At 62.8% G+C, this 22,760-nt stretch carries 28 protein-coding genes and 2 tRNA genes; 19 read left to right on the forward strand and 11 right to left on the reverse strand.

The features are described from left to right. Positions 1 to 59: 59 nt before the first annotated feature. Genes QAZ47_RS30930 through QAZ47_RS30945 form a run of 4 tightly spaced genes read right to left on the reverse strand, consistent with a single transcriptional unit; the run spans position 60 to position 4,804 of the window. The gene (locus QAZ47_RS30930; protein ID WP_278231920.1) at positions 60 to 1,406 is read right to left on the reverse strand and encodes an NAD(P)/FAD-dependent oxidoreductase; all 1,347 of its coding nucleotides are present in this window, start codon (positions 1,404 to 1,406) and stop codon (positions 60 to 62) included. Positions 1,407 to 1,422: 16 nt separating this feature from the next. Beyond that, complete coding sequence (locus tag QAZ47_RS30935; RefSeq protein WP_278231921.1) at positions 1,423 to 2,817, reverse strand: NAD(P)/FAD-dependent oxidoreductase; 1,395 nt, start codon at positions 2,815 to 2,817, stop codon at positions 1,423 to 1,425. A gap of 30 nt (positions 2,818 to 2,847) precedes the next feature. After that, a complete protein-coding gene (locus QAZ47_RS30940) occupies positions 2,848 to 3,999 on the reverse strand; it encodes a patatin-like phospholipase family protein (protein WP_278231922.1) in 1,152 nt (383 codons plus the stop codon). A 22-nt stretch (positions 4,000 to 4,021) separates the two neighbouring features. After that, positions 4,022 to 4,804, reverse strand: a complete 783-nt coding sequence (locus QAZ47_RS30945; protein WP_278231923.1) for a 3-hydroxybutyrate dehydrogenase — start codon at positions 4,802 to 4,804, stop codon at positions 4,022 to 4,024. A 273-nt stretch (positions 4,805 to 5,077) separates the two neighbouring features. Between QAZ47_RS30945 and QAZ47_RS30950 the strand changes: the two genes are divergently transcribed. Next, positions 5,078 to 5,989 (forward strand): LysR family transcriptional regulator, encoded by a 912-nt coding sequence (locus tag QAZ47_RS30950; RefSeq protein WP_278075414.1) that lies wholly within the window; start codon positions 5,078 to 5,080, stop codon positions 5,987 to 5,989. Positions 5,990 to 6,051: 62 nt separating this feature from the next. Here QAZ47_RS30950 and QAZ47_RS30955 read toward each other — a convergent pair whose 3' ends face one another. The 6 genes from QAZ47_RS30955 to QAZ47_RS30980 form a co-directional block, all read right to left on the reverse strand. Beyond that, positions 6,052 to 6,516, reverse strand: a complete 465-nt coding sequence (locus tag QAZ47_RS30955; RefSeq protein ID WP_278231924.1) for a DUF302 domain-containing protein — start codon at positions 6,514 to 6,516, stop codon at positions 6,052 to 6,054. A 97-nt stretch (positions 6,517 to 6,613) separates the two neighbouring features. Next, positions 6,614 to 7,816: an MFS transporter gene (locus tag QAZ47_RS30960; RefSeq protein WP_278231925.1), complete on the reverse strand. Its 1,203-nt coding sequence runs from the start codon at positions 7,814 to 7,816 to the stop codon at positions 6,614 to 6,616. An 88-nt stretch (positions 7,817 to 7,904) separates the two neighbouring features. Beyond that, positions 7,905 to 8,405 carry a cupin gene (locus QAZ47_RS30965; protein ID WP_278231926.1) on the reverse strand — a complete coding sequence of 167 codons (501 nt, stop codon included), beginning with the start codon at positions 8,403 to 8,405 and terminating at the stop codon, positions 7,905 to 7,907. Between the two features lie 295 nt (positions 8,406 to 8,700). Continuing rightward, positions 8,701 to 9,615 carry a LysR family transcriptional regulator gene (locus QAZ47_RS30970; protein ID WP_041002773.1) on the reverse strand — a complete coding sequence of 305 codons (915 nt, stop codon included), beginning with the start codon at positions 9,613 to 9,615 and terminating at the stop codon, positions 8,701 to 8,703. A gap of 171 nt (positions 9,616 to 9,786) precedes the next feature. After that, entirely contained in the window at positions 9,787 to 10,062 is a 276-nt protein-coding gene (locus tag QAZ47_RS30975; protein ID WP_278204723.1) for a hypothetical protein, read from the reverse strand. A 190-nt stretch (positions 10,063 to 10,252) separates the two neighbouring features. Beyond that, positions 10,253 to 10,507, reverse strand: a complete 255-nt coding sequence (locus tag QAZ47_RS30980) for a hypothetical protein (protein ID WP_278231927.1) — start codon at positions 10,505 to 10,507, stop codon at positions 10,253 to 10,255. A gap of 237 nt (positions 10,508 to 10,744) precedes the next feature. Here QAZ47_RS30980 and QAZ47_RS30985 point away from each other — a divergent pair, with 237 nt between their 5' ends. The 6 genes from QAZ47_RS30985 (at position 10,745) to QAZ47_RS31010 (ending at position 15,170) form a co-directional block, all read left to right on the forward strand. Continuing rightward, positions 10,745 to 11,602, forward strand: a complete 858-nt coding sequence (locus QAZ47_RS30985; RefSeq protein WP_278231928.1) for a hypothetical protein — start codon at positions 10,745 to 10,747, stop codon at positions 11,600 to 11,602. Between the two features lie 234 nt (positions 11,603 to 11,836). After that, a complete protein-coding gene (locus QAZ47_RS30990) occupies positions 11,837 to 12,106 on the forward strand; it encodes a DUF2282 domain-containing protein (protein WP_278204726.1) in 270 nt (89 codons plus the stop codon). Positions 12,107 to 12,149: 43 nt separating this feature from the next. Continuing rightward, a complete protein-coding gene (locus QAZ47_RS30995; protein ID WP_278231929.1) occupies positions 12,150 to 13,175 on the forward strand; it encodes a DUF692 domain-containing protein in 1,026 nt (341 codons plus the stop codon). Further along, positions 13,162 to 13,947 (forward strand): DNA-binding domain-containing protein, encoded by a 786-nt coding sequence (locus QAZ47_RS31000; RefSeq protein WP_278231930.1) that lies wholly within the window; start codon positions 13,162 to 13,164, stop codon positions 13,945 to 13,947. The genes QAZ47_RS30995 and QAZ47_RS31000 overlap by 14 nt, the downstream gene beginning before the upstream one ends. Before the next feature lie 11 nt (positions 13,948 to 13,958). Then, the gene (locus tag QAZ47_RS31005; RefSeq protein ID WP_278231931.1) at positions 13,959 to 14,435 is read left to right on the forward strand and encodes a DoxX family protein; all 477 of its coding nucleotides are present in this window, start codon (positions 13,959 to 13,961) and stop codon (positions 14,433 to 14,435) included. Between the two features lie 27 nt (positions 14,436 to 14,462). Further along, entirely contained in the window at positions 14,463 to 15,170 is a 708-nt protein-coding gene (locus tag QAZ47_RS31010) for an NAD(P)H-dependent oxidoreductase (RefSeq protein WP_278231932.1), read from the forward strand. A gap of 70 nt (positions 15,171 to 15,240) precedes the next feature. Here the strand turns inward: QAZ47_RS31010 and QAZ47_RS31015 are convergent. Then, a tRNA-Thr gene (locus tag QAZ47_RS31015) sits at positions 15,241 to 15,315 on the reverse strand. A 225-nt stretch (positions 15,316 to 15,540) separates the two neighbouring features. Here QAZ47_RS31015 and QAZ47_RS31020 point away from each other — a divergent pair. The 12 genes from QAZ47_RS31020 (at position 15,541) to QAZ47_RS31075 (ending at position 22,751) form a co-directional block, all read left to right on the forward strand. Next, positions 15,541 to 15,765 (forward strand): hypothetical protein, encoded by a 225-nt coding sequence (locus QAZ47_RS31020; protein ID WP_278231933.1) that lies wholly within the window; start codon positions 15,541 to 15,543, stop codon positions 15,763 to 15,765. A 142-nt stretch (positions 15,766 to 15,907) separates the two neighbouring features. Next, the gene (gene murA, locus QAZ47_RS31025; RefSeq protein ID WP_278075426.1) at positions 15,908 to 17,200 is read left to right on the forward strand and encodes a UDP-N-acetylglucosamine 1-carboxyvinyltransferase; all 1,293 of its coding nucleotides are present in this window, start codon (positions 15,908 to 15,910) and stop codon (positions 17,198 to 17,200) included. Between the two features lie 217 nt (positions 17,201 to 17,417). After that, positions 17,418 to 17,852 (forward strand): DUF2948 family protein, encoded by a 435-nt coding sequence (locus QAZ47_RS31030; protein ID WP_278204732.1) that lies wholly within the window; start codon positions 17,418 to 17,420, stop codon positions 17,850 to 17,852. 9 nt (positions 17,853 to 17,861) lie between these two features. Next, positions 17,862 to 19,154, forward strand: a complete 1,293-nt coding sequence (hisD, locus tag QAZ47_RS31035; protein ID WP_278231934.1) for a histidinol dehydrogenase — start codon at positions 17,862 to 17,864, stop codon at positions 19,152 to 19,154. A 2-nt stretch (positions 19,155 to 19,156) separates the two neighbouring features. Further along, the gene (locus tag QAZ47_RS31040; protein ID WP_278075429.1) at positions 19,157 to 19,642 is read left to right on the forward strand and encodes a UPF0262 family protein; all 486 of its coding nucleotides are present in this window, start codon (positions 19,157 to 19,159) and stop codon (positions 19,640 to 19,642) included. Positions 19,643 to 19,862: 220 nt separating this feature from the next. Further along, positions 19,863 to 20,255 (forward strand): low molecular weight phosphatase family protein, encoded by a 393-nt coding sequence (locus QAZ47_RS31045; RefSeq protein WP_278207999.1) that lies wholly within the window; start codon positions 19,863 to 19,865, stop codon positions 20,253 to 20,255. A gap of 217 nt (positions 20,256 to 20,472) precedes the next feature. Further along, positions 20,473 to 20,691, forward strand: coding sequence for a translation initiation factor IF-1 (gene infA, locus QAZ47_RS31050; protein WP_006200926.1), 219 nt, complete (start codon positions 20,473 to 20,475; stop codon positions 20,689 to 20,691). A gap of 128 nt (positions 20,692 to 20,819) precedes the next feature. Continuing rightward, on the forward strand, positions 20,820 to 21,446 hold the full coding sequence (locus tag QAZ47_RS31055; protein WP_278204737.1) for a Maf-like protein: 627 nt from the start codon (positions 20,820 to 20,822) through the stop codon (positions 21,444 to 21,446). Next, positions 21,443 to 21,664, forward strand: a complete 222-nt coding sequence (gene yacG, locus QAZ47_RS31060; RefSeq protein ID WP_278231935.1) for a DNA gyrase inhibitor YacG — start codon at positions 21,443 to 21,445, stop codon at positions 21,662 to 21,664. The genes QAZ47_RS31055 and yacG overlap by 4 nt, the downstream gene beginning before the upstream one ends. A 154-nt stretch (positions 21,665 to 21,818) precedes the next feature. Beyond that, positions 21,819 to 21,894: transfer RNA gene (locus QAZ47_RS31065), tRNA-Phe, on the forward strand. Next, the gene (locus QAZ47_RS31070; RefSeq protein WP_347567172.1) at positions 21,862 to 22,425 is read left to right on the forward strand and encodes a hypothetical protein; all 564 of its coding nucleotides are present in this window, start codon (positions 21,862 to 21,864) and stop codon (positions 22,423 to 22,425) included. The genes QAZ47_RS31065 and QAZ47_RS31070 overlap by 33 nt, the downstream gene beginning before the upstream one ends. A 92-nt stretch (positions 22,426 to 22,517) precedes the next feature. Next, a complete protein-coding gene (locus tag QAZ47_RS31075) occupies positions 22,518 to 22,751 on the forward strand; it encodes an acylphosphatase (protein WP_278231936.1) in 234 nt (77 codons plus the stop codon). The last annotated feature ends 9 nt before the right edge of the window (positions 22,752 to 22,760 follow it).

The raw sequence follows: 22,760 nt of genomic DNA on the forward strand, positions 1-22,760 counted from the left end.
CCTTGCACGCATCAAAGCGGGCGAGGTTCGTATTCCGTTCGCCGCCAGACCTCAATTTGTTACAACATGTTCCTGATATCGGCCGAAAAAGTCGGGAACGCGCAGACCATCTCGGACAGCCCGCGAGCGGGGATCCCGTATTTCATGGCAAGCCCGAAGATGTGGATCAGCTCCTCGCCGGCATGGCCTACCAGGTGGGCTCCGACGATCCGATCTGTCGTCTCCTCGACGATGATCTTCGACCATGCAACCGCCTCCGCATAGGTCCTCGCGGAGAGCCATCCCTGCATGTCGTTCACATGGATCTTGACGTGAAGGCCCCGTTCCCTCGCCTTGGCCTCGGTCAGTCCAACGCCTGCCACAGCCGGAATGCTGTAAAGCGAGGCTGGGATATGGCTGTAGTCGGGTCGATGCTTCGGTCCGTCGACGATGTTGCGGCCGACGATCCCGCCTTCATAGGTCGCTATCGGCGAAAGCTGGGGGGAGTTCCATACCGCGTCGCCGCAGACGTAGACGTCGGGATTGGAGCGCGAGCGCAGGTGATTGTCGATTTCGATACGGCCTTCTCTGTGCACGACGACACCGGCGCCAAGATCTAGGCCCTCGACATCGGCCACCCGCCCTGCGCAGTTGACGACCCGATCCGCTTCCACCACGGATTCGACGCCGTCCTTCGCAAAGCTTACCCGCAGCCGTCCGCCGGCCTCTTCGACTTTCCTGACCCAAGCCTTGGTGTGGATGCCGATACCGAGCCGCTCGCTCTCGCCGCGGAGCTGGGCAACGGCATCCGCGTCGAAGCCCCCGAGAAGTTGCGGCAGGGCCTCGAGGATCGTCACGTCGACGCCGGCGCGCGCATAGACATGCCCCAGCTCGAAAGCGATGACGCCGCCGCCGATGAACACCACCGCACGCGGCAGCACAGGATCGCTCAGAACATCGTCGGAAGTCGTCAGATGCTCGGCGCCCGGGATCGGCAGCGGACGCGGCTTGGATCCGGTGGCGATGACGATGTTCCTGGCCTCGAACTCACGGCCATCGACGCGGATCGCGTTGCTGCCGACGAATGCAGCCTCGCCGTAGATGACATCGACGCCTCGCTTGGCCATCAATCCGGACAGTCGGGATGGGATATCCCTGATGATCTCCTTTTCCCGTTCGATCAAGGCCCGCCAATCGAGCCGCGGCTTATCGACCGTGATTGCATGACTGCCGGCCCTGTCGATCTCGTCGAGCGCATGAGCCGCGGCGACCAGAACCTTTTTCGGCGTGCAGCCGCGATTGGGGCAGGTGCCGCCGAGGTCGCGCGCCTCGACCATAGCGACGGAAAGTCCGGCGGCGCGCGTCGCGACCGTGACGCCCATTCCGGCATTGCCACCGCCCAGGATGATGACGTCATACTTTTCCATCGCACCGCCTCCGCCGCTAATGAAGCTTGATCCGCGGTCTTGCGCGCCTGACTATCATCTCGCCGATCGACGCCAGAGTTGTCTTCGCCAGGCCATGCACCGTCTTGAGATGCATCTTGTGCAGCGAGCGATAGGCAAGCCTCGCAACGAGACCTTCGATCTTCAGCCCTCCGATCAGGCTGCCGAACGCACCGTAGTCGGCGAGCGATACGAGGGAACCATAGTCGCGGTAGCGATACGCCGGCGCCGCCTGCCCCGCGAGACGTGCCGCAACCACCTTCGCCATGTGTTCTGCCTGCTGATGGGCTGTCTGGGCGCGCGGCGGCAAGGCGCTGTCTTCGCCCGGCAGGACGCAGTTCGCGCAGTCGCCAATCGCGAACACATCCTCGTCTCCGACGGCGCGCAAGGTTTCGTCCACGATCAGGCGGTTGATGCGATCTGTCTCGAGGCCATCGAGACCTTTGAGGAAATCCGGCGCCTTGATCCCGGCGGCCCAGACCACGAGTTCGGCCGGCAGGAACAGCTTTTCGCCAAGCCGGATGCCGTCTTCCGTGACTTCGGTGACCTTGATGCCGCACCGGATCTGCACACCCAGCTTGATGAGCAGGCGCGCCGAAGCGTGGGCCATGTGCTCCGGAAGGGCGGGCAGAATGCGCGGTCCGGCCTCGACGAGGGTGATGCGGATCAGCCTCTCGAAATCGATGTTGTCGAGATTGTGCGAGGCAATTTCGCGCATCGATCTATGCAATTCCGCGGCCAGCTCGACACCGGTGGCTCCCGCGCCGACGATGACGCAATGGAGCTGGCCAGGCGACAGCTGCTCATATTGCGCGTTGGCGCGCAGGCACGCGTCTATCATGCGCCTGTTGAAACGAGCGGCCTGCTCCGCCGTGTCGAGCGAGACGGCGTGACGAGCCGCACCTGGCGTGCCGAAATCGTTGCTGACGCTGCCGACGGCCATGACCAACGTGTCGTAGCCAAGAACGCGCGGCGGGATGACCTGCCTGCCGTCATCGTCGAAGCTGGGCGCGACGAAGATCTGGCGCTTTGCACGGTCGACGCCGACGACCTCGCCGATACGGTATCGATAGTGGTTGCGACTGGCGTGAGCGATGTATTCGACGGCGTCATGCGACGTGCTCAAGGCACCCGATGCCACCTCATGCAGGAGCGGCTTCCAGATATGGGTGCGGCTGCGGTCGACCAGCGTGACCGAAAGCCGCCCTCGACCGAACTTGCGACCAAGGCGGGTCGCCAGTTCCAGCCCTCCGGCGCCGCCGCCGACGATGACCACGCGATGCAGCGATCTGTCCCGATGCGAGGGTGTCTCAGGGATCGTGCGGAAAAGCGCTGCGTCATTGGCAAGCACCGCTTCCGGAATGAGCCGCATGCCCGGAGTTATGATCTGCATCGGAATTCTCCGTTCCTTCTCGGGCAGTGTTCATTCTTGGGATTCGTGGATGACGATGCCTTGCAGCATGTCGACTTCGCATTCCCACGGCTTCTGCAAGAGGACGCGCTGCCCATGCTCGTATCCCGCCTGCCAACGGGTGCGGATGCCTGCGCGCGTGAAGTCGATGTCCTTGGTGTGATCCTCGCCGTCGAGGCGTGGGGACAGCAGCCGAACGAGGTGCATGACCGACGGGCAACCATAGGAGGCGAGTTCCTTGAACATCGGATCGTCGCGCCGCTCCTCCGGGACGAGTTTTCCCATTTCGCGCACGACGTGCCTGAGCCGATGCAATTGCTCCTGGCGGGCGACGTGGCTTCTGCCACGGCTGGCGTATTGGAGATCTTTCTGCCGCCCCATGACCTGCCAGATCGATTTTGGCTCGGAGCCCCGCGGCTGCCACATGTTGACCGCGAAGATCAGCGCGTCGCGACGCGGTCGCGCGTCGAGCACGACCTCTATCGGGGTATTGGAGTAGACCCCGCCGTCCCAATAGGGCTCGCCGTCGATGCAAACCGCCGGGAAGGCCGGCGGCAGGGCTCCCGATGCCATGATGTGGGCCGCCGACAGCGGCATCTGACTGCTGTCGAAGTATCTGAGTTCGCTGGTGTTGACGTTGACGGCGCCGACTGTCAATCGCGTATGGCGCCGGTTGAGATAGTCGAAGTCGACCAGGTCGCCGAGTGTCCTCTTCAGAGGATCCGTGGAGTAATAGGAGGCGTTCTCAACGCCCACTTCCCGGTTGATCCCGAACAGCGCGCTCGGGTTGGGTTCGAAGAAGCCCGGTATCCCTCGCATCAGCGTGGTCGTATTGGCGAAGATGTTGCTCGGGACCATCATCCGAAAGAACTCGTCGATTGGGCTGCTCCGGCTGACGCCTTCCCAGAATTCCCGCAGCCTGGGGAGTCGATCTTGCGGTTCGTTCCCGGCAATCAGCGCGGCATTGATGGCGCCGATCGACGTGCCGATGACCCAATCCGGTTCGATGCCGCCTTCGACCAGCGCCTGGTAGACGCCGGCCTGATAGGCACCAAGCGCACCGCCGCCTTGAAGGACAAGGACGGTCTGGCGTTTGGCCTCGCCTTGGCTTGTGACCTCGACTGCCGGCTCGGAAACGGGCTGGTTTCGCGTGAACTTGTTCATGGCTTTCGCTCCTGGTGCAGGTCTAGTGGGCGGTCCAGCCGCCTTCGATCGGCATGATGGCGCCGGTGATCGAGGCCGCGTCGTCCGACGCCAGGAAAAGGCAGAGCGCTGCGACCTGCTCCACCGTCACGAACTGCTTGGTCGGCTGCGCAGCCAACAGAACATCCTTGATCACCTGCTCTTCGCTGATCCCGCGGGCCCTGGCCGTATCCGGAATCTGCTTTTCGACGAGCGGCGTGAGCACGTAGCCGGGACAGACGGCATTGACCGTTATGCCCTGTTCGGCGACCTCGAGCGCGACCGTCTTGGTCAGGCCGGCCATGCCGTGCTTGGCGGCGACATAGGCGGATTTGTATGGCGAGGCGACGAGGGCGTGGGCGGACGCGACATTGATGATGCGGCCCCATTTGCGCGCCTTCATCGCCTGCAGAGCACGGCGGATCGTGTAGAAGGACGAAATGAGGTCGATCGCCACGACCGCTTCCCACTTTTCGATCGGGAAATCGTCGATCGGCGCCACGTGCTGAATGCCGGCGTTGTTGACCAGGATGTCGACCGCGCCGAATTCGGCGATAGCCTTGTCCATCATCGCGGTAATCGCCGCGCCTTTGCTCATGTCGGCATTGTCGTAGCGCACGATCACCCCGTGGTCGGCGGCGAGCCTTGACCGAAGCAGCTCGATCTCGGCGGCATCGCCGAAACCGTTCAGAACGACGTTGCAGCCCTTGGCCGCGAAGGCCTCCGCGATGCCTTGCCCGATGCCGCTGGTCGAACCTGTGATGAGAGCCGTCTTTGCTGTGAGCATCATCGTTTCCTTCTGTCGAAGCCGTGGCCGCAGTGACCTGCCACCGGTTGCGAACGACGGACGGCAAGCCCACCGTTCGTGGTTCTCGCGATCAGTATGGCGAGCCTCCCGAAGCTGCGGAAATGCCGTTGAGACATGGATTCGATAGCTGGCGGTGTGATCGGCGTGGCCACGAGGCAGTTCCGCAAGCTGGGTTGTTTGACCTTGGGGCAGCTAGTAAGATCGCCCGGCAACGCGGGCCGTGCGGCAAGCACGTTCCAGGGGAAGCGTGCAGTGGAGATCAGCCAGGTCAGATATTTCTTGGCCGTCGCCAAGGAGCTGAATTTCACCAGGGCGGCCGAGCAGTGCAACGTCACGCAGCCGGCGCTTTCGCGCGCCATCAAGCTGCTGGAGGATGAATTCGGCGGGGCGCTTTTTCACCGCGAGCGCCGCTTCACCCATCTCACCGAGCTCGGCCGCATGGTGGAGACGTATCTCGAGGGCGTGTTCGAGAACTCCCGCCAGGCAAAGCAGATTGCCGAGCAGTATGTGAACCTGAAAAGGATGCCGCTCAGGCTTGGCATCATGAGCACGATCGCTCCGGACGAAATCATCGAACTGATCGCGGCTGTTCGTGGCCATCACCCCGGCGTGGAACTCCACCTTTGCGATTCAGACGCCGCGAGCCTCCGGCGAAGGCTGCTCGAAGGCGATCTCGAGGCCGCCATCTACGCATTGCCTTCGGACGTTCCCGACGAGGAAGTGCACGCGCTGCCGCTGTTTCGCGAGCAGATGGTGATGGCGGTCCATCTGGCTCATCGTCTGGCCAATCAGCGGGTCGTGCGGGTGAAGGACATGAGCAATGAAAGCTACATTCACCGCAACAACTGCGAATTTGCCGGCTACGCTGATGCCATCCTTGCCCAGCAGGGCGTCACGGTCAGCCCCGTCTATTGGAGCGACCGCGACGACTGGACACTCGCCATGATCGCGGCCGGACTCGGTTTCGGGTTCATGCCCGAGCACACCGCCAAGCACCCGGGCGTAGCGGCATTGCCGATCACCGAGCCGGAATTCTGGCGCGACGTAAATCTCGTCACGGTGCGCGGCCGCAGGCATTCGCCGGCGGTCGGCGCGCTGGTCCGCGAAGCCACCCAGAAGAAATGGTTCGGCGAGCGGGCAAAGGCATTGTCCGCCGCCGAGTGACTTCGCCGCGCGATGCAGGCAGCCTCGCAGGGTTTCGAAGGACTTCCAGCGCGTCGCGCTGATCAGTTTTTCCTGATCGACGAGGTCACGGACTGAATGACCTCGGTCGCCATTTTGAACTGCGCACTGCGGTCGGTGATGCCGTGCCGTTTGGCAATCCAATCGAAATCGCTGTAGGCGGCGTAAACCGCGCCGTCTCCGGTCTGGTAGACCAGCACGCGCACCGGCCAGTCCAGGCCGGCCTCGGGATTCGAGGTGATGAAAGTCGTGCCGAGCGCCGGATTGCCGAACATCACGAGCCGTGACGGCTTGACGTCGTTGCCGGCTTTGTTGCCGAGCTTTGCCTGGTCGATCACGCCGAAGAACATGAGGCCCTTCTTGAGGACGTCCTTCTTGATGCGGGCGACGGTCTCGGCGACGGAATAGTCGCTCTTCACCGTGACGACGCCGTCCGAGGCGGCCGCCGGGAGGACGACCGCCATCAGCATGGCGGCACCGGTGATCAGGGTTTTCAGGTAGGTAGTCATCTCAGTCTCCGTTGGGGTCAGTGGTTGGCTAGTTCATTGAGATTCTTGCGCGATCTCGCCAGAGCGGATGGCCTCACGGCCGATCGCTTTCCGATCGTCATGTTGTTGGTGTCTTCAGTGCCCGCGCGACCGCAATCGCGGCCACAAGGACTGCCGCCAGCGCGGCCACGCAGGCCGTCCAGCCAATCCGGTCATAGATCTGTCCGATGACGAAGCTGCCGGCGAGCCCTCCCGCATAGTAGGACGCGAGATAGATCCCGCTTGCCGCGGCGCGGTCGCGCGATGCCGTTCGGCTGACATGTCCGGTGGCGATCGCCTGCGCCAGGAAGGTGCCGATGGCGACCAGCGCCATCCCGGCAAGGACAATCGGAAGTTTGGGTGTGAGCAGCAGAAGCAGGCCGGCAATCGCCAGCCCAAGCGTCGCGCCAACCCCTACCCTCGGACCGAGACCCGAGGCCACACGCCCGGCGAGCGGAGTGGTCAGCATCGACGGCAGGAAGACGAAATAGACCGCGCCCAGCGCCATCGGAGTCAGCGACAAAGGCGCCGCAACCAACTGGAAGTTCACATAGGTGAAAGTTCCGATGAAGACGAACAGAATGAGGAAACCGATACCGAAGCAGGCGCGCAGCTCGGCGTTTGCCAAAAGGCCTTTCCAGGCACTGCGTGAATGGCCGCCGTCGGCGCTCGCGCGCATCATTCGGGAAGTCTTTTGCAGCGTCGCCCAAACAAGCGCCGCGCCGATCAGGTTGAGGGCGGCGAATGTGAGGAAATTCGTGGAGATGCCGAACGTGTCGGCGACAGCGGCGGACATAAGCCGCCCGAAGAAGTTGCTCGCGACATTGCCGGTCACATAGGCGGCGAGCGCGCCTGTTGCCTGCCGCGACGAGAAATGCTCGGCGAGATAGGCCATCGTCAGCGTGAAGGCGGTCGACATGCACAGGCCTTGCGCCACGCGCAGCAGGGCGAAGACGACGACGCTGTCGGTCTGCGACAACAGCGTCGTCGGGACAGCCAGTGCCACGAGGCTCATCCAGATGCCGTTGCGGCGATCGAGCCCTTGCCCGAAAAGCGCGACTGCGATGCCGGCGAGCGCCATGCCGAACGTGCTGGCGTTGACGGCAAATCCCATGGTGGCGCGGCTGACGCCGAACCTGACCACCAGCGAAGGCAGAATGGCCTGGGTGGCGAAGAGGTCGACAAGCGTCAAAAATGCGATCACCGCAATGATGCCGAAACGCCAGCCGTCTGCGGCTGCCATGCGCAGCGCTGTCGGTTCGGTGTGTTCGGTTGTCGTCATGGCAGCACTCCGTTTCGCCACGTCCCCAGGCGATCGCCCGAGGACGCGCTTTCGATTGCAGTCGGGAAGAGTTCGCCCAAGGCGGGGATCACATCATGTGATCGTTGTGCATCGCAGGCGGCAGGATGTCGGCGGAATAGAGCACGGCCGGAACCTTGCCGTTGTTCTTCCACCAGTGGGCGAGCTGACCGAACTCGGCGGTCACGTCGCCGGCCGCATGCTCGATGCCGACCTTGCAGGTGCTGGCGTACTCAGTGATCGAGCCTTCGACGACGATGATGTTGGCGGGACGAACCGTGTGCTCATGCCACGGCACGACGCCGCCCGGCTGAACGACGAGCTTGCGCAGGCGCAGCATGTTGCCCTTCCAGGCTTCGCCCTTCGAGCTGAGATCGATTGCGGAAAGGACCGTATCGGTCACGCCGACCGGCTTGCTGGGATGTTCCTGGATGTCGGCCGTAGCGGCCTGACCGGCGGGGCAGTCGCCGGCGGAAGCCGGGGCTGCGGAAAACGCAGCGGTCGCGGTAAGAAGCCCGAGTGTCAGCACCAGCTTCAGCGGCGCCTGCAATGCAATAGTCCTGGAAGCCATGTCTATTTCTCCTTTTTCGGTGCCCAATCGCGGGAGGCGGGGCATGGCAAGGAGAGTGACTGGAGCCTCGGAGAAAGAGAAATGCTAACTGGCTCTTAAATCGATACCTGAAAACTATAGCGGGTGACCGCACCAACGCGATCATCTCCGCAACTAAGTCAGTCGCAGATTTAGACTTTCACTTCGATCTGCTAAAGCGCGTCGCGATCCTTCGGATTCGCTCCATGCGCTTTAGGCTTTTGATTTTGCGCATGTCTTTGTCGCGAAACCGATTCCCACTTTCGGGAGACATGCTTTACGCAGCGGTCTTCCTGACCGACAGGTCGATGCCGCTTTCCGGCCAGCTGTGCGCCTTGACGCTGTTCACGAAAGTCGATGTCGCCGGCGAGAACCGGCGCCCCGCCACGACGACCAGCGAGACCTCCCGCCAGACTTCAGGATCGATGACAGGCCTGATTTGCAGACCCGGGATAACGGCGCTAAACTCCGGGATGAAACAAATCCCGAGCCCGCCGGAAACCATGTTCTGGATCCAGTCCTCGCGTTCGCTGGCGTAGGAAATCCTGAGCTTCACGCCACGCTCATTGCAGAGGCCGGCAAGGTAGTCCCGATACTCGCAGTTCAGGCGTCTCAGATAGTTCTCGCCGTCAAGCTCGGAGATGGCGACATTGTCGTTGCGGGCCAGCCGATGGCCGTTGGGGAAGGCCAGAACGAACCGCTCCCGATAGAGCGGAGTGACGTCGAAGCGTTCCGGAAAACTGTTGCTGGACGCCATGATGGCAACATCGATTTCACCCGCTTCCAGCAATTGCGATAAAGAGGCTGGCACGCCTTCCACCAGTTGCAACTGAATGCCCTGCTGGCGCCTGTTGAAATCCGCCAGCAGACCGGTGAACCGACGCGGGCCAATGGTGCACATGACCCCGACCTTCAGATTTGCGTTTTCCAGGCACAGGAACCTCGATGCCTCCTGCCGAACGCCGGTCACCTCGTCGAGTATCTGCTGAAATCGTGGCCGAAGAAGCGCACCCAGATCCGTCAGATGTGTCAGGTTTCTTTCGCGGCGAAACAGCAAGCCGCCGACTTCATCCTCCAGCTGTTGGATTGCGCGAGACAGCGCCGGCTGGGTGACGTTGCACTTCTCGCCGGCGCGCGTGAAGTTTCGTGTCTCGCACACGGCCAGGAAGTAGCGGATGTGATGAATGTCCATGCGGGTCGTCCCTCAACTGCATCGGTGCATCTGCAGGCTCGAACCCTGCCGCAATGCATTCCATCACGCCAATGCAGGGGGGCTATAAAGTCGATAGCGTTTCGTCATGACAGATGGCGGGCCAGGAGACCCGCCATCGAAGCGTCCGATAATGGTCGCCGTCCGGGAGTATCAGCTGTGGTGGCCGAGGGCGAAGAGCTGGGCGCAGAACTGGGCGTGCGGTTTGCTCATGGCGGCGTCGTTGCATTCCTTCATCATCGCGTCCTGGGTGGTCTTCGGCGTGGCTTTCCACGCGACCTCGAAATCGGCACTCGACTTCATCGTCTGCATGCCGGAATCGGTGAAGAAGGGCTGCATGTTGGACGGCTCGTCGAGCGCGCCGGCGAACGCAACGCCGCCGAGCATGGAAAGTGCAAATGCGCCGATGCAGATAGCTTTGATATTCATGGTAGGATCCTTCTTAGGAGTTGTGCAATCGCCCCTTTGACGACCGCGCTGATGACCGGCAGCATTTTTGAACTCTATTGTTTCCGCTTGCCGAGGTGGACTTTGCTTCATCCGGCGCTCAACTCGCCAATGCCACCTGAGAATGGAGTTTATGCCGGTTCTGCATTCCGAGGGTGCTCGGCGAGCACCGCTAATTGGCTCCGCCCAAAGCAAGCACATTGGCGCAAAACCGGGCGTGGGGTTTGCTCATCGCCGGGTCGTTGCACGCCTTCGTCATCTTGACGCGGTCGTGCTTCGGCATGGCGAACCAGGCCTTCTTGAACCCAGCCATAGGTTTCATCGTCTTCATCGCGGCGTCCGTGTAGAACGTCGGCAATGCGGCAAGATCGCTGAAGGGGTCGGCGGACGCCGGATTTGCGCCAAGACTCATGGCAAGCGCCGCCATGCAGGTGAGTTTTGCTCTCATCATTTGTCCTCCGGTTCCAGGCCGCGGCTCCAGCAACGGCGCCAAAGCAGCGTTCATCGTCTGGCCTGATCGGAGGAAGAGTGCGGCGCACGAGGACCGGCAGCCAATGCAATCTGCCTATGGACTTCATGCCACCTTGGCATTTCGGCTGAACAAGAAGATGCGGCAGTCTCTCTCCAGTCGCCTTGTCGACAATCTTGGGATGGAGACCAAACGATGCTTACCCAGCCCGCAACGAGAACAGACCAAGCCATCGCGTCAGTCGCGGATCTTGGTATGGAAAACCGGACGATCGACATCGTGCTGGCAAACGATGCACATGGCGCTTTCGTCTGGGGCGTGCTCGATCGCCTGCTGGACGAGCCGAGCTGCAGCGTCAGCGGCGTCACCGCGTCGGGCTTTGCAGCGATGGAGGCGGCGGTCTTTGCCTATGGCCTCAGCGTCGGCGGCAGGCGCGGCGCGCGGACGGCGCTCGCCAATTTCTGGCGGCGCGTCAGCCACGCCTCGATTTTCGCCGACGGCAGAGCCAGCCTGCTTCGATCCGTCCTGGAACAGTCAATCGACCTCGAGCAAATCCGTGCCGAAGACTGCCCGGTGAAACTTGGCGTCATGGTCGTCAACGCGCGCACGGATGCGATGAAGGTATTCACAAGCGACCAGTTGTCCATCGATGCGATCGTGGCGGCGGCTACGATCCCCTTCCTCTCGCTGCCTGTCGAGATCGACGGCGACATTTATTGGGGTGACGGCGACGTTTTGCAGTCGCCACCTGTCCTATCACCTGAAGCTCGCCATCGCCTGGTTGTCACCGGCAGACCGTCCGTGTTCACCACACCGTGTCCGGACCGCAGCCTCGCAGCCAGTCATTGCGTGACCAAATGTGCGCCGGTTCACACCATATTCGACAGTCGATACCGTACCGGAGCTCCGCTGCTCCTGCGGCCGTGGATCGACTGGGGCGAACTGACCGACATGCGCGACAGGGGGCGGCAGCGTGCAGCAGACTGGCTTGCCGCTGATCCCCTCCGCACCGATGCAACCACGGCCGCAGGCTGCGAAAGACGATACGTCTAGGCGCCTCGCTCCCGCCTAGCCGCGCCTGCTTCGCATACTCCCGAATGCAGGCGCCAAGCCCTCCGGTGTCTCCCGCCGGAGGGCTTTTTCGCGTCGCCTCCCGGGACATAGTGACTGCGTATCAATTCCATGCCGAGACAGCATTTCAGCTCGGCACCCCGATCGGAGAGACTGATTTTGCAGACGGGCCCAAGGCCGGTCTTTCTCTCGAAACGCCAACCAGGAGACAAGCCTGTGATCAACACCAAGACCCTCATCGGATCGGCCCTCGCTGCCGCCACTTCCCTTGCCGCGACGGCGGCCTATAGCGGCCCCGCCGCCAAGCCCAGCTTCGCCTTCGAGAAGTGCTACGGCGTCGTCAAGGCGGGCCAGAACGACTGCCAGACCGCGACGCATTCCTGCGCCGGCACCGCGACCGCCGACAACCAGCCGGATTCCTGGCTCTACGTGCCCGCCGGCAGCTGCGCCAAGATCGCGGGCGGCAGCGACAAGCCGAAAGCCTGAACGATCCAGACTTCTTGCCAACCCTCCAGAATGGAGCAGACCGATGTCCCGTGCGTTTCAGCCCCTCGCGATCCCCGCATCGGCGGGCATCGGTCTTCGCTCCCCCCACATCAACGAAATGCTGACCAGGCGACCCTCGGCCGGCTGGCTGGAGGTTCATGCCGAGAACTACATGGGGGACGGCGCAGGCGTCGAGGCGCTGGAGCGGCTGCGCCAGACCTATCCGCTGTCGGTGCATGGCGTCGGCCTGTCGCTGGGCAGCGCGCGAGGCTTGGACCGCGATCATCTGGAGCGACTGCGCAGGGTCTGCGAGCGCTTCCAGCCCGATCTCGTTTCCGAGCATCTGGCCTGGAGCGTCGCCGACGGCGCCTACCTCAACGATCTGCTGCCTCTGCGCTACGACGAAGAGGCGCTGGCGATCGTCGCGCGCAATGTCGATACCGTCCAGGAAACATTGAAGCGGCAGGTGCTGATCGAAAACCTGTCTGCCTATGTCGCGTTTGCGGACTCCTCGATGAACGAGGCCGAGTTCCTGGCCGAGCTCGTTGAGCGGACCGGCTGCGGCCTGCTGCTGGACGTCAACAACGTCCATGTCTCGGCGCACAACCTGCAGTATGACGCCAAGGCCTTCATCGACGCGCTGCCTGAGCAGGCTATCGGCGAGATCCATCTTGCCGGTCATGCCACCAATCGGGTCGGAACCGATACCGTGCTCATCGACGACCATGGTTCGCGCGTGCCGCCGGCCGTCTGGGCTCTCTATGAGCACGCCATAGATCGGCTCGGGCCACGCCCGACGTTGATCGAGTGGGACACCGACGTTCCGGTTCTCGATGTGCTGCTTGGCGAAGCCATGTGGGCCGACATGCTCACCGCTTCGATCATGTTCAGCCGCAAGCAGGCTGCGAGACAGGCCGCGGCAGCCACGCCCCGTTCCGTACCCCCTACCCCCTTTGAAAACGTGAGGACCAGCATGCCTGTTCTCGCGGCATTTGCTGCGGCCAAGGCCGGGCCTGCCATGTCGAACGCCTTAACGCCGATGGAGGGACGATACGATGCTGCCGCTTGAACACCTGCAGACCACCATGGCGCGCTCGGTGCTTGCTACCGAACCAATGATTTTCGCGAAAATGCTGACCGCCGGCAAGGCCGATCCACGGGCGCGCCTGCGCATCTACCAGAACAATACGCGCAGCTCGCTCACCGCGGTGCTGATGGCGGTGTTTCCTGTCACCGTTCGCCTGGTGGACGAACGGTTCTTCCGCTATGCGGCGTGCGAGTTCATTCGACGCCATCCGCCGGTTGAATCGCGCCTTGCGCGCTATGGTGCCGGCTTCCCGCGCTTCCTCAAGACGATCGACACGCTGTCCGACATGCCGATCGTCGCCGAAACGGCGCGGCTCGAATGGGCCATCGCCGAGGCGCTCGATACGGCTTCGCTGCCGGCCCGCAGCCTCGCAGAATACGACAACACCGACCTCGGGCTCTCGCCGGATATCCTGCTCCAACCCTCGCTGCGCCTGATCGTCTCGCACTGGTCGATCCTGTCGGTATGGATGGCGCATCAACAGGAGACGGCGGTCGACGAAAACATCACCTGGGCAAGGCGCCCCGAACGCGTGGCGTTGTGGCGATCGGGAAACTATGTGCGGCTTTTTCTGCTCGACCGCGCGAGCTTCGCTTTCTGGCATTCGCTAAAGCATGGTTTGGGCCTCGAGCATGCCACTGGCCGCGCCTTGGCGCTCGACCCGGCCTTCGACCTGGTTTCGGCCCTTGTGCGTCTGTTCCGCGACAGGCTCGTCACCGACGTGCGGGTCGCCTCGAATTCCCCTTCAAACTGACGGAGACGGTTATGACCGCAATATCGGAGCAATCCTCGTCCAACCCGGCCGGCTTTGTCGGCCTCTACAGGCGTATCATCAAGCTGCCCGAACACATTCCGTTCTCATTGGTTCAGCTCGCCGCGCGCGTGGCGGTGGCCCATGTCTTCTGGCAATCGGCGCAGAGCAAGCTGGCATCCTGGCCGGTCACGCTGCAGCTCTTCGCCAACGAATACAATCTGCCATTCATCGATCCGTCGATCGCGGCGCCATTGGCGACCGCCGCCGAACTCACGGGCTCGGTTCTGGTCTTCTTTGGGGCCTTCTCGCGTCTCGGCGCGCTGATGCTGATCGGCGTGGTCTCCGTCATCCAGATCTTCGTCTATCCAGAGAACTGGGCGGAGCATCTGCTGTGGGCGTCGCTGCTGCTTCTGGTGCTGTCACGCGGCGCCGGTGTCTTCTCGCTCGACTATGTCGCCGAGCGAGCCCTTTCGGCATCCAGAAAATGAACATTCCGACCGGGTGGGAAAAGCACGGTGCACATCTTCATCGTTCACGCCCACCCCGAGCCCGACAGCTTCAATGGCGCCCTCACCCGCACAGCGCAGGAGGCGTTGTCCACGGCGGGACACGAAGTGGTCGTCTCCGATCTCTACGCCATGGGCTTCAATCCAGTATCGGATCGCCGCAACTTTACGACCGTGCACGATGCGAACTACTACCGCCAGCAGGCCGAGGAGGCGAATGCGGCTGCCCACGACGGGTTTGCTCCAGACATCCAGGCGGAGATGGACAAGCTTTTCTGGTGCGATGCGTTGATCCTGCAGTTTCCGCTCTGGTGGTTCGGGCTGCCGGCGATCCTCAAGGGCTGGGTCGACCGGGTGTTCGCGTCAGGTGGCCGCATTTATGGCGGCGGCAAATGGTATGACCGCGGCGTCTTCGCAGGAAAGCGCGCCATGTGCTCCGTCACGATCGGCGGACCGCCGCCGATCTATTCCAGCCGCGGCCTGAACGGCCCAATCGCCGAGATCCTGTTCCCAATCAACCACGGCATGCTCTACTTTGTCGGCTTCACGGTGATCGAGCCGTTTCTGGTGCACGCACCAGCGCGCATCAGCGACGATGAGCGCCAGACGTGCCTCGATCGCTACCGTGAACGCGTCCTCAGCCTCGCTCATGCTCCGACCATCGCGTATCCGAAGCTTGCGGAATTCGACGATACGCATGTTTTGAAGTCGACGTGAAAAGGCTCTGTCCGGTTCACCAAGCGGTGCGCCGCACGCCGGCCGTGGCCGCGATTTCAATGGGATAGGCTGGTGCTGCGAGAGAGGATTGAACTCTCGACCTCTCCCTTACCAAGGGAGTGCTCTACCACTGAGCTACCGCAGCCTGCGATGGCGGCGCTTCTGCCATAATGAACCGGCAAGCGCAAGGCCAAGAAAACCTTAAAAACGACGCATGCCGTTGTCGCAAAACCGCCGCGCGGTTTCGGGCGGCATGCATCGAACGCCACAGCTGTGGAGCCCGCTTCCAGGCAGTCTTCCATGACATGGCGGCACCACAATGATAACTATGCCTGAACCAGAGCCGGCTATACGCCGGCGGGGACGAACGATGAACGACAAGGCAAATCCACCGAAAAAGGGCGGCGGCGAGCGCCAGGACCGCCTCGCCGAAGCGTTGCGCGCCAACCTGCAGAAACGCAAGGCGCAGGCGCGCTCCCGGCGCGCCGGCGACGCTGACAAGCAGCGCGCGTGCGACGCTGACAAGCAGCGCGCCTGCGATCCCGATCAGCGGCCGGAGGGCCTGCCGTCTGCAGGAAAAATGCAGAAAAAGTAACTCAAATCAGCCACACTGGCCGACCACACTTGGTCCACAGATGGGGAAATCCTATTTCTTGAACCGCGCCGGCCAATAGTCTAGAGCCGGACATACTCAACCGATTGAAACCGGCCCGTCCGGGCCGAGGGGACGTTCTTTCATGGATCGCATCAGAATTGTCGGCGGCAATGAGCTTGCCGGAAGCATTCCGATCTCGGGCGCCAAAAACGCGGCGCTGCCGCTGATGATCGCCTCGCTGCTCACCGACGATACGCTGACCTTGGAGAACGTGCCGCATCTGGCCGATGTCGAGCAACTGATCCGCATCCTCGGCAATCACGGCGTCGACTATTCCGTCAACGGCCGGCGCGAGAGCCAGCAGAAAGGCTATTCGCGCACCATCAATTTTTCCGCCCGCAACATCGTCGACACCACCGCGCCTTACGAGCTGGTGTCGAAGATGCGGGCTTCCTTCTGGGTCATCGGGCCGCTGCTTGCCCGCATGGGCGAGGCCAAGGTGTCGCTGCCCGGCGGCTGCGCCATCGGCACGCGCCCGGTCGACCTGTTCCTCGAGGGCCTGCAGGCACTGGACGCAGAGCTCGACGTCGACAACGGCTACGTCATCGCCAAGACGAAGAACGGCCGTCTCCACGGCAATCGCTACGTGTTCCCGAAAGTGTCGGTCGGCGCCACGCACGTGCTGATGATGGCGGCCTCGCTCGCCAAGGGCGAGACGGTGCTCGAAAACGCCGCGCGCGAGCCGGAGATCGTCAATCTCGCCGAATGCCTGATCGCCATGGGCGCCAAGATCCATGGCGCCGGCACTTCCACCATCACCATCCAGGGCGTCGAGGCGCTGTCCGGCGCCCGCGTGCGCGTCATCCCCGACCGTATCGAGACCGGCACCTATGCCATGGCGGTGGCGATGACCGGCGGCGACGTGATGCTCGACGGCGCGCGGCCCGACCTGCTGCAGAGCGCCCTCGACGTCATCGCCGAGACGGGTGCCGAGATCACGCCGACCAATGAGGGCATCCGCGTCAAGCGCAACGGCGCCGGCATAGCGCCGGTCGATGTGACCACCGCGCCTTTCCCGGCGTTCCCGACCGACCTGCAGGCGCAGTTCATGGGCCTGATGACGATGGCCAAGGGCAAGTCCCGCATCACCGAGACGATCTTCGAGAACCGCTTCATGCATGTGCAGGAGCTTGCTCGCCTCGGCGCCCACATCACGCTTTCCGGCCAGACGGCGATCGTCGACGGTGTCGCCAAGCTGAAAGGCGCGCCAGTCATGGCGACCGATCTGCGCGCCTCGGTATCGCTGGTGATTGCCGGCCTCGCCGCCGAAGGCGAGACCGTCGTCAACCGCGTCTACCACCTCGACCGCGGCTTCGAGCGGCTGGAGGAGAAGCTCTCCGGCTGCGGCGCGGTGATCGAGCGGATTTCGGGCTGACGCTTCGCCGCATCCGTTTCGGGCGAGTTGCACCGGCGGAAAAGACCCACTAGAGCGTGATTGATCTCGATTTTGTCGAGTTCGACACGCTCTAGAATTTTGTTTGAGCATGATCTTTGCCGAACCGCAGGTCCGCGAAAAGCAAAACCGGTTTCCTCTTTTCGGGATCATGTTCTAACAGAAGCTTGAACCGTCAACCTTCAGGTGCGCATACCGCATGGCCGCTCTCAAGCTCATCGCGCTCGACGACCAGGACCTGAGCATCGTCTCGGCCCATGTTCAGGACGCCGTGATGAAGGTCTCCGACCTCGAATACCTGCCGGCGGCCAAACGCTTCGTGCTGAGCATGAACCGCTTCGTCTGGGAGGCGAAGTCCGGCTTGTTTCGCCAGCACAACGAGCGGCGCCAAAGTGTTTTGCATTTCGACCGGGTGCTCGGCGCCAAGACCAGCGGCATCGCCCGCGACAAGCCGGCCGAGGTGCTTTCGCTGCTGGCGATCAGCTTCGTTGCGATCAGCAAGCCGGCCGGCATCATCGAACTGGTGTTTTCCGGAGGCGGCACGATCATGCTCGACGTCGAGTGCATCGAGGCCCGGCTCGCCGACATCGGCGGCGCCTGGGAAGCCACCTCACGCCCTGTTCACAGGACCTGAGCACAGACAATGGCCATCACGCTTAGCCAAACCGACGCCGATTTCGAGCAGCGCTTTTCGGCATTCCTCACCACCAAGCGGGAGGTGTCGGCCGATGTCGAGGCGGTGGTGCGCGACATCGTCGCGCGGGTGCGCGCCGAAGGCGACAAGGCCCTCATCGACTACACGTTGAAATTCGACAAGGCCGATCTCGGCAAGCTCGGCATCGCCGTATCCAGGGACGACATCGCCAAGGCCTATGCCGCGGCCGACCCCGCCACGGTCGAAGCGCTTGAATTCGCGCGCGACCGCATCCGCTCGCATCACGAGCGGCAGAAGCCGAAGGATGACCGCTATACGGACGCCGCCGGCGTCGAGCTCGGCTCGCGCTGGACGGCGATCGAGGCCGTCGGCCTTTATGTGCCGGGCGGCACGGCGAGCTATCCGAGCTCCGTGCTGATGAACGCCGTGCCGGCGAAGGTCGCCGGGGTCGAGCGCATCGTGATCGTGGTGCCGGCCTCCGGCGGCGTCATCAATCCGCTGGTCCTGGTCGCGGCCGACCTTGCCGGCGTTTCGGAGATCTACCGCATCGGCGGGGCGCAGGCCGTCGCCGCGCTCGCCTACGGCACCGAGACGATCAAGCCGGTCGCCAAGATCGTCGGACCGGGCAACGCCTATGTCGCGGCCGCCAAGCGCCAGGTGTTCGGCACCGTCGGCATCGACATGATCGCCGGGCCGTCGGAAGTGCTGGTCGTGGCCGACGCCGAAAACGATCCGGACTGGATCGCCGCCGATCTGCTGGCGCAGGCCGAGCATGACGCGTCGGCGCAGTCGATCCTGATCACCGACAATGCCGAGTTCGGCAAGGCGGTGGAGCATGCGGTCGAGCGCCAGTTGAAGACCCTGCCGCGCGCCGAGACGGCTGCGGCGAGCTGGCGCGATTTCGGCGCCGTGATCCTGGTGCCGGAGATCGAAGCCTCGCTGCCGCTGGTCGACCGCATCGCGGCCGAGCATGTCGAGCTCGCCTTCGACGACGCCGAGCGCTTCCTCGCCAGGATGCGCAATGCCGGGGCCGTCTTCCTCGGCCGGCATACGCCGGAAGTGATCGGCGACTATGTCGGCGGCTCCAACCACGTACTGCCGACGGCGCGCTCGGCGCGTTTCTCGTCCGGCTTGTCCGTGCTCGATTTCGTCAAGCGGACGTCGATCCTGAAGCTCGGCCCGGAGCAGCTCAAGGCGCTGGCACCGGCGGCGATCGCGCTCGCCAAAGCGGAAGGGCTCGACGCACACGCACGCTCCGTGGCGATCAGGCTGAACATGTAGCGATGTCCGGCCGCCACCAAAACCGCGACAGGCTGATCGACGTCGAGCTCGACGAATCGATCGGACGTTCGACGCCCGATGTCGAGCATGAGCGGGCGGTGGCGATCTTCGACCTGATCGAGGAAAACAGCTTCCGGCCGGTCAATGACGACGGCGCCGGCCCATACAGGCTTAAGCTGTCGCTGGCCGAGCAGCGCCTGGTGTTCGCCGTCAGCCGCGAGGACGGCGCCGACGTGGTCACCCACATCCTGTCGCTGACGCCGCTGAGGCGCATCGTCAAGGATTACTACCTGATCTGCGAAAGCTACTACGAGGCCATCCGCTCCTCGACGCCCAGCCATATCGAGGCGATCGACATGGGGCGGCGCGGGTTGCACAATGAAGGCTCACAGACACTGATGGACCGGCTGGCCGGCAAGATCGAGATCGACTTCGACACGGCGCGGCGACTGTTCACGCTGGTCTGCGTGCTGCATTGGCGGGGCTAGATCAGGATGACGTTTCGTTGAGTCGCCATCCTGATCTAACTCTTTGTTGGAGCATGGTCTTCTCCGAAAACCGGTTCCCACTTTTTGCGTTCGCTGACCTCCGGTTCGGGACCATGCTCTTTAGTCGGAGCACGGTCTTCTCCGAAAACCGGTTCCCACTTTTCGGGACCATGCTCTAGTGCCGGCCACACTGCCGCATTCGATCCTGTTTTTGTGCGGCATGAACGCCGTTCGCTCGCCGATGGCGGAACAGCTGGCGCGAAGGTTCCTGCCGGCCACCACCTTCGTCGCTTCGGCCGGGGTGCGCAGCGGCGAGCGCGATCCCTTCGTCGACGCCGTGCTTGCCGAGGAGGGTCTGACGCTCGGCGAGCGGCAGCCGAGAACGCTGGACGAGCTGGAGGACGACTATTTCGACCTGATCGTGACGCTGGCACCGGAAGCGCACCACGCCGCACTCGAGCTCACCCGCTCGCTCGCCGTCGAGGTCGAATACTGGCCGATGCCCGATCCGACCGACACCGGGGGCACGCGCGAGCACATCATGGCGGCCTATCGCGACGTGCGCGAACGGCTGAAAGCGCGCATTGCCAAGCGTTTCGCGCCGCCGGAGTGAAAAATGCGCTGCCGATTAAGCATGTTCACAAGCGGGCGATTATCATATAGGTTCCGCCGCAAATTCCGGCTGGAGTCGGGTGATTTCCGGTCGGCTCGGCCGAAAATCATCCGACTCCGGATCAAAGAAGTAGAGCATGATGTCGTCCGAAAACCGCTTGACACTTTTCGGCATCATGCTCTAGGCGCCGGAACCGCCATCCAAGCAAAGGTATCGAATGCCGAAGGAAGAAGTCCTCGAGTTTCCGGGCGTGGTCACGGAACTGCTGCCCAATGCGATGTTCCGGGTGAAGCTCGAAAACGAGCACGAGATCATCGCCCACACGGCCGGCCGCATGCGCAAGAACCGCATCCGCGTACTGACCGGCGACAAGGTCCTGGTCGAGATGACGCCTTACGACCTGACCAAGGGCCGCATCACCTACCGTTTCAAGTAACAGTTCGGCGCGAGCCCAGAGCCCGATGATCTCAGGTCTGTTCGACCTGAAATCATCCGGCTACAAACCAGGGAGTGGAGCATGATGTCGTCCGAAAACCGCTTCACACTTTTCGGCATCATGCTCCCATGAGCATCCTGCAGAAGCTGGTGCTTGCCTCGGGTTCGCCGCGCCGCATCGAGCTGTTGCAGCAGGCCGGCATCGAGCCGGACCGCATTTTGCCGGCCGACGTCGACGAGACGCCGCTGCGCGCCGAGCATCCGCGCTCGCTGGCCAAGCGCCTGTCCAAGGAAAAAGCCGAGAAGGCGCTCGCCTCGCTGAAGAGCGAGGACGACCATGCGCCGGCCTTCGTCCTCGCCGCCGATACGGTGGTGGCCGTCGGGCGCCGCATCCTGCCCAAGGCCGAGACCATCGACGACGCCGTGAACTGCCTCGGCCTGCTTTCCGGCCGCTCGCACCGCGTCTATTCCGGCATCTGCCTGATCACCCCGGGCGGCAAGCTCAGGCAGCGGCTGGTGGAAACCAGGGTCCGCTTCAAACGGCTGCCGCGCGAGGAGATCGACGCCTATGTCGCGTCGGGCGAATGGCGCGGCAAGGCCGGCGGCTATGCCGTGCAGGGGCTTGCCGGTTCCTTCGTCGTCAAGCTGGTCGGCTCCTACACCAATGTGGTCGGCCTGCCGCTTTATGAGAGTGTGGCGCTGCTTTCCGGCGAGGGCTTCAAGGCGCACAAGAACTGGCACGTCGCGCGGCCATGAGCCCGGACGACAAGGTCACGCCGCTCCGCCCGAAGCGACCCTGCCCCGAATGCGGCAAGCCTTCCGTGCGCGAGCACTATCCGTTCTGCTCGGCGCGCTGCAAGGATATCGACCTCAATCGCTGGCTGAAAGGCGCCTATGTCATCCCCGGCCGCGACGACGAGGAGGAAGAAGACGACGGCCCGAAGCAAGGCCCTTCGCCCAAAGACGAGGCGTGAATGCGCGTGGCAATCGGCCATTTCCCGCGATTTTTCTTTATCAACACCTAAGCGCTGGACAGGCGAAATTCCCATGCTATAACCCACGCGCTTTCCAGGGGCGCCGCCCGGCGCCCTGGTGAAACCCGGCGGGCGATCCCGTTAGCCGGCACAGGCCCAGATAGCTCAGTTGGTAGAGCAGCGGACTGAAAATCCGCGTGTCGGTGGTTCGAATCCGCCTCTGGGCACCATTTCCTCTTCTCCCCACACTCCCTTGCGCCGAAGCAGTTTCTGCAAAGCCCTCTGCCAAGCCAAGCTATGAAGATCCTGACGCAGCTCAAGGAAATTTCCGGCGCTGGAACGCTGCTTTTTCCAAGTGTGTTGTCACCCTCCCGCCCGATTTCCGACAACTCATTGAACACCGCCTTACGTCGTATGCGCTACAGCAAGGACGAAGCGACGGCCACGGGTTTCGAGCAACCGCATCTACTCTGCTAAACGAATGCGGTAAGTGGCATCCGAATGCCATAGAGCGGCAACTGGTCCACATCGAGAACAACGACGTTCGTCGTGCCTATGCGGGCGCAGAGCACTGGGAAGAGCGCGTCAAGATGATGCAATGGTGGGCCGACTATCTAGATGAACTCGAAGGCAAAAACCCGCAGCTGATCTCAAATCGGGGTACGCGGCAAGCCTGCTACCCACAAGCCATCACGACGGTCTACTTTGAACCCATCAACGACGGTTCACCACAGGCCGAGACGAACTTCCTCAGCGATTGAGCACGATGTAAATAGATAAATAGATAGATATATCAGCTTCATTGCCGAGGTTTTCTATGAGCGAGCAAAATCGATGTTCCTGGCGGGAGCGCATGACGATCCTCGGCGATGTCGAGGTGGCGTCCTTTCTTCCGTGGATCAATCGTCATGCCGCCAAGCTCGGGCTCACGCATGCAATATGCCTTGCCGGTCCCGACCGCATTGAACTCGACATTGCCGGTCCGGCCGAACTCATCGACATGATGGAGATGGGGTGCTCTCTTGGACCAATCGATGTCTGGGTCGAGACCATCCGCCGGGCGCCGGTCGAGAGCGAATCGGGCTAGGTTTCTGGG

The sequence above is a fragment of the Mesorhizobium sp. WSM4904 genome (assembly GCF_029674545.1).
Taxonomy (GTDB): Bacteria; Pseudomonadota; Alphaproteobacteria; order Rhizobiales; family Rhizobiaceae; genus Mesorhizobium.

What these genes read in the sequence shown, in the direction of transcription:
- QAZ47_RS30930 (WP_278231920.1), bottom strand. Translation starts at nt 1,406, where the DNA reads ATGGAAAAGTATGACGTCATCATCCTGGGCGGTGGCAATGCCGGAATG.
- QAZ47_RS30935 (WP_278231921.1), bottom strand. Translation starts at nt 2,817, where the DNA reads ATGCAGATCATAACTCCGGGCATGCGGCTCATTCCGGAAGCGGTGCTT.
- QAZ47_RS30940 (WP_278231922.1), bottom strand. Translation starts at nt 3,999, where the DNA reads ATGAACAAGTTCACGCGAAACCAGCCCGTTTCCGAGCCGGCAGTCGAG.
- QAZ47_RS30945 (WP_278231923.1), bottom strand. Translation starts at nt 4,804, where the DNA reads ATGCTCACAGCAAAGACGGCTCTCATCACAGGTTCGACCAGCGGCATC.
- QAZ47_RS30955 (WP_278231924.1), bottom strand. Translation starts at nt 6,516, where the DNA reads ATGACTACCTACCTGAAAACCCTGATCACCGGTGCCGCCATGCTGATG.
- QAZ47_RS30960 (WP_278231925.1), bottom strand. Translation starts at nt 7,816, where the DNA reads ATGACGACAACCGAACACACCGAACCGACAGCGCTGCGCATGGCAGCC.
- QAZ47_RS30965 (WP_278231926.1), bottom strand. Translation starts at nt 8,405, where the DNA reads ATGGCTTCCAGGACTATTGCATTGCAGGCGCCGCTGAAGCTGGTGCTG.
- QAZ47_RS30970 (WP_041002773.1), bottom strand. Translation starts at nt 9,615, where the DNA reads ATGGACATTCATCACATCCGCTACTTCCTGGCCGTGTGCGAGACACGA.
- QAZ47_RS30975 (WP_278204723.1), bottom strand. Translation starts at nt 10,062, where the DNA reads ATGAATATCAAAGCTATCTGCATCGGCGCATTTGCACTTTCCATGCTC.
- QAZ47_RS30980 (WP_278231927.1), bottom strand. Translation starts at nt 10,507, where the DNA reads ATGGCGGCGCTTGCCATGAGTCTTGGCGCAAATCCGGCGTCCGCCGAC.
- QAZ47_RS30985 (WP_278231928.1), top strand. Translation starts at nt 10,745, where the DNA reads ATGCTTACCCAGCCCGCAACGAGAACAGACCAAGCCATCGCGTCAGTC.
- QAZ47_RS30995 (WP_278231929.1), top strand. Translation starts at nt 12,150, where the DNA reads ATGTCCCGTGCGTTTCAGCCCCTCGCGATCCCCGCATCGGCGGGCATC.
- QAZ47_RS31000 (WP_278231930.1), top strand. Translation starts at nt 13,162, where the DNA reads ATGCTGCCGCTTGAACACCTGCAGACCACCATGGCGCGCTCGGTGCTT.
- QAZ47_RS31005 (WP_278231931.1), top strand. Translation starts at nt 13,959, where the DNA reads ATGACCGCAATATCGGAGCAATCCTCGTCCAACCCGGCCGGCTTTGTC.
- QAZ47_RS31020 (WP_278231933.1), top strand. Translation starts at nt 15,541, where the DNA reads ATGAACGACAAGGCAAATCCACCGAAAAAGGGCGGCGGCGAGCGCCAG.
- murA (WP_278075426.1), top strand. Translation starts at nt 15,908, where the DNA reads ATGGATCGCATCAGAATTGTCGGCGGCAATGAGCTTGCCGGAAGCATT.
- QAZ47_RS31030 (WP_278204732.1), top strand. Translation starts at nt 17,418, where the DNA reads ATGGCCGCTCTCAAGCTCATCGCGCTCGACGACCAGGACCTGAGCATC.
- hisD (WP_278231934.1), top strand. Translation starts at nt 17,862, where the DNA reads ATGGCCATCACGCTTAGCCAAACCGACGCCGATTTCGAGCAGCGCTTT.
- QAZ47_RS31040 (WP_278075429.1), top strand. Translation starts at nt 19,157, where the DNA reads ATGTCCGGCCGCCACCAAAACCGCGACAGGCTGATCGACGTCGAGCTC.
- QAZ47_RS31045 (WP_278207999.1), top strand. Translation starts at nt 19,863, where the DNA reads ATGAACGCCGTTCGCTCGCCGATGGCGGAACAGCTGGCGCGAAGGTTC.
- infA (WP_006200926.1), top strand. Translation starts at nt 20,473, where the DNA reads ATGCCGAAGGAAGAAGTCCTCGAGTTTCCGGGCGTGGTCACGGAACTG.
- QAZ47_RS31055 (WP_278204737.1), top strand. Translation starts at nt 20,820, where the DNA reads ATGAGCATCCTGCAGAAGCTGGTGCTTGCCTCGGGTTCGCCGCGCCGC.
- yacG (WP_278231935.1), top strand. Translation starts at nt 21,443, where the DNA reads ATGAGCCCGGACGACAAGGTCACGCCGCTCCGCCCGAAGCGACCCTGC.
- QAZ47_RS31075 (WP_278231936.1), top strand. Translation starts at nt 22,518, where the DNA reads ATGACGATCCTCGGCGATGTCGAGGTGGCGTCCTTTCTTCCGTGGATC.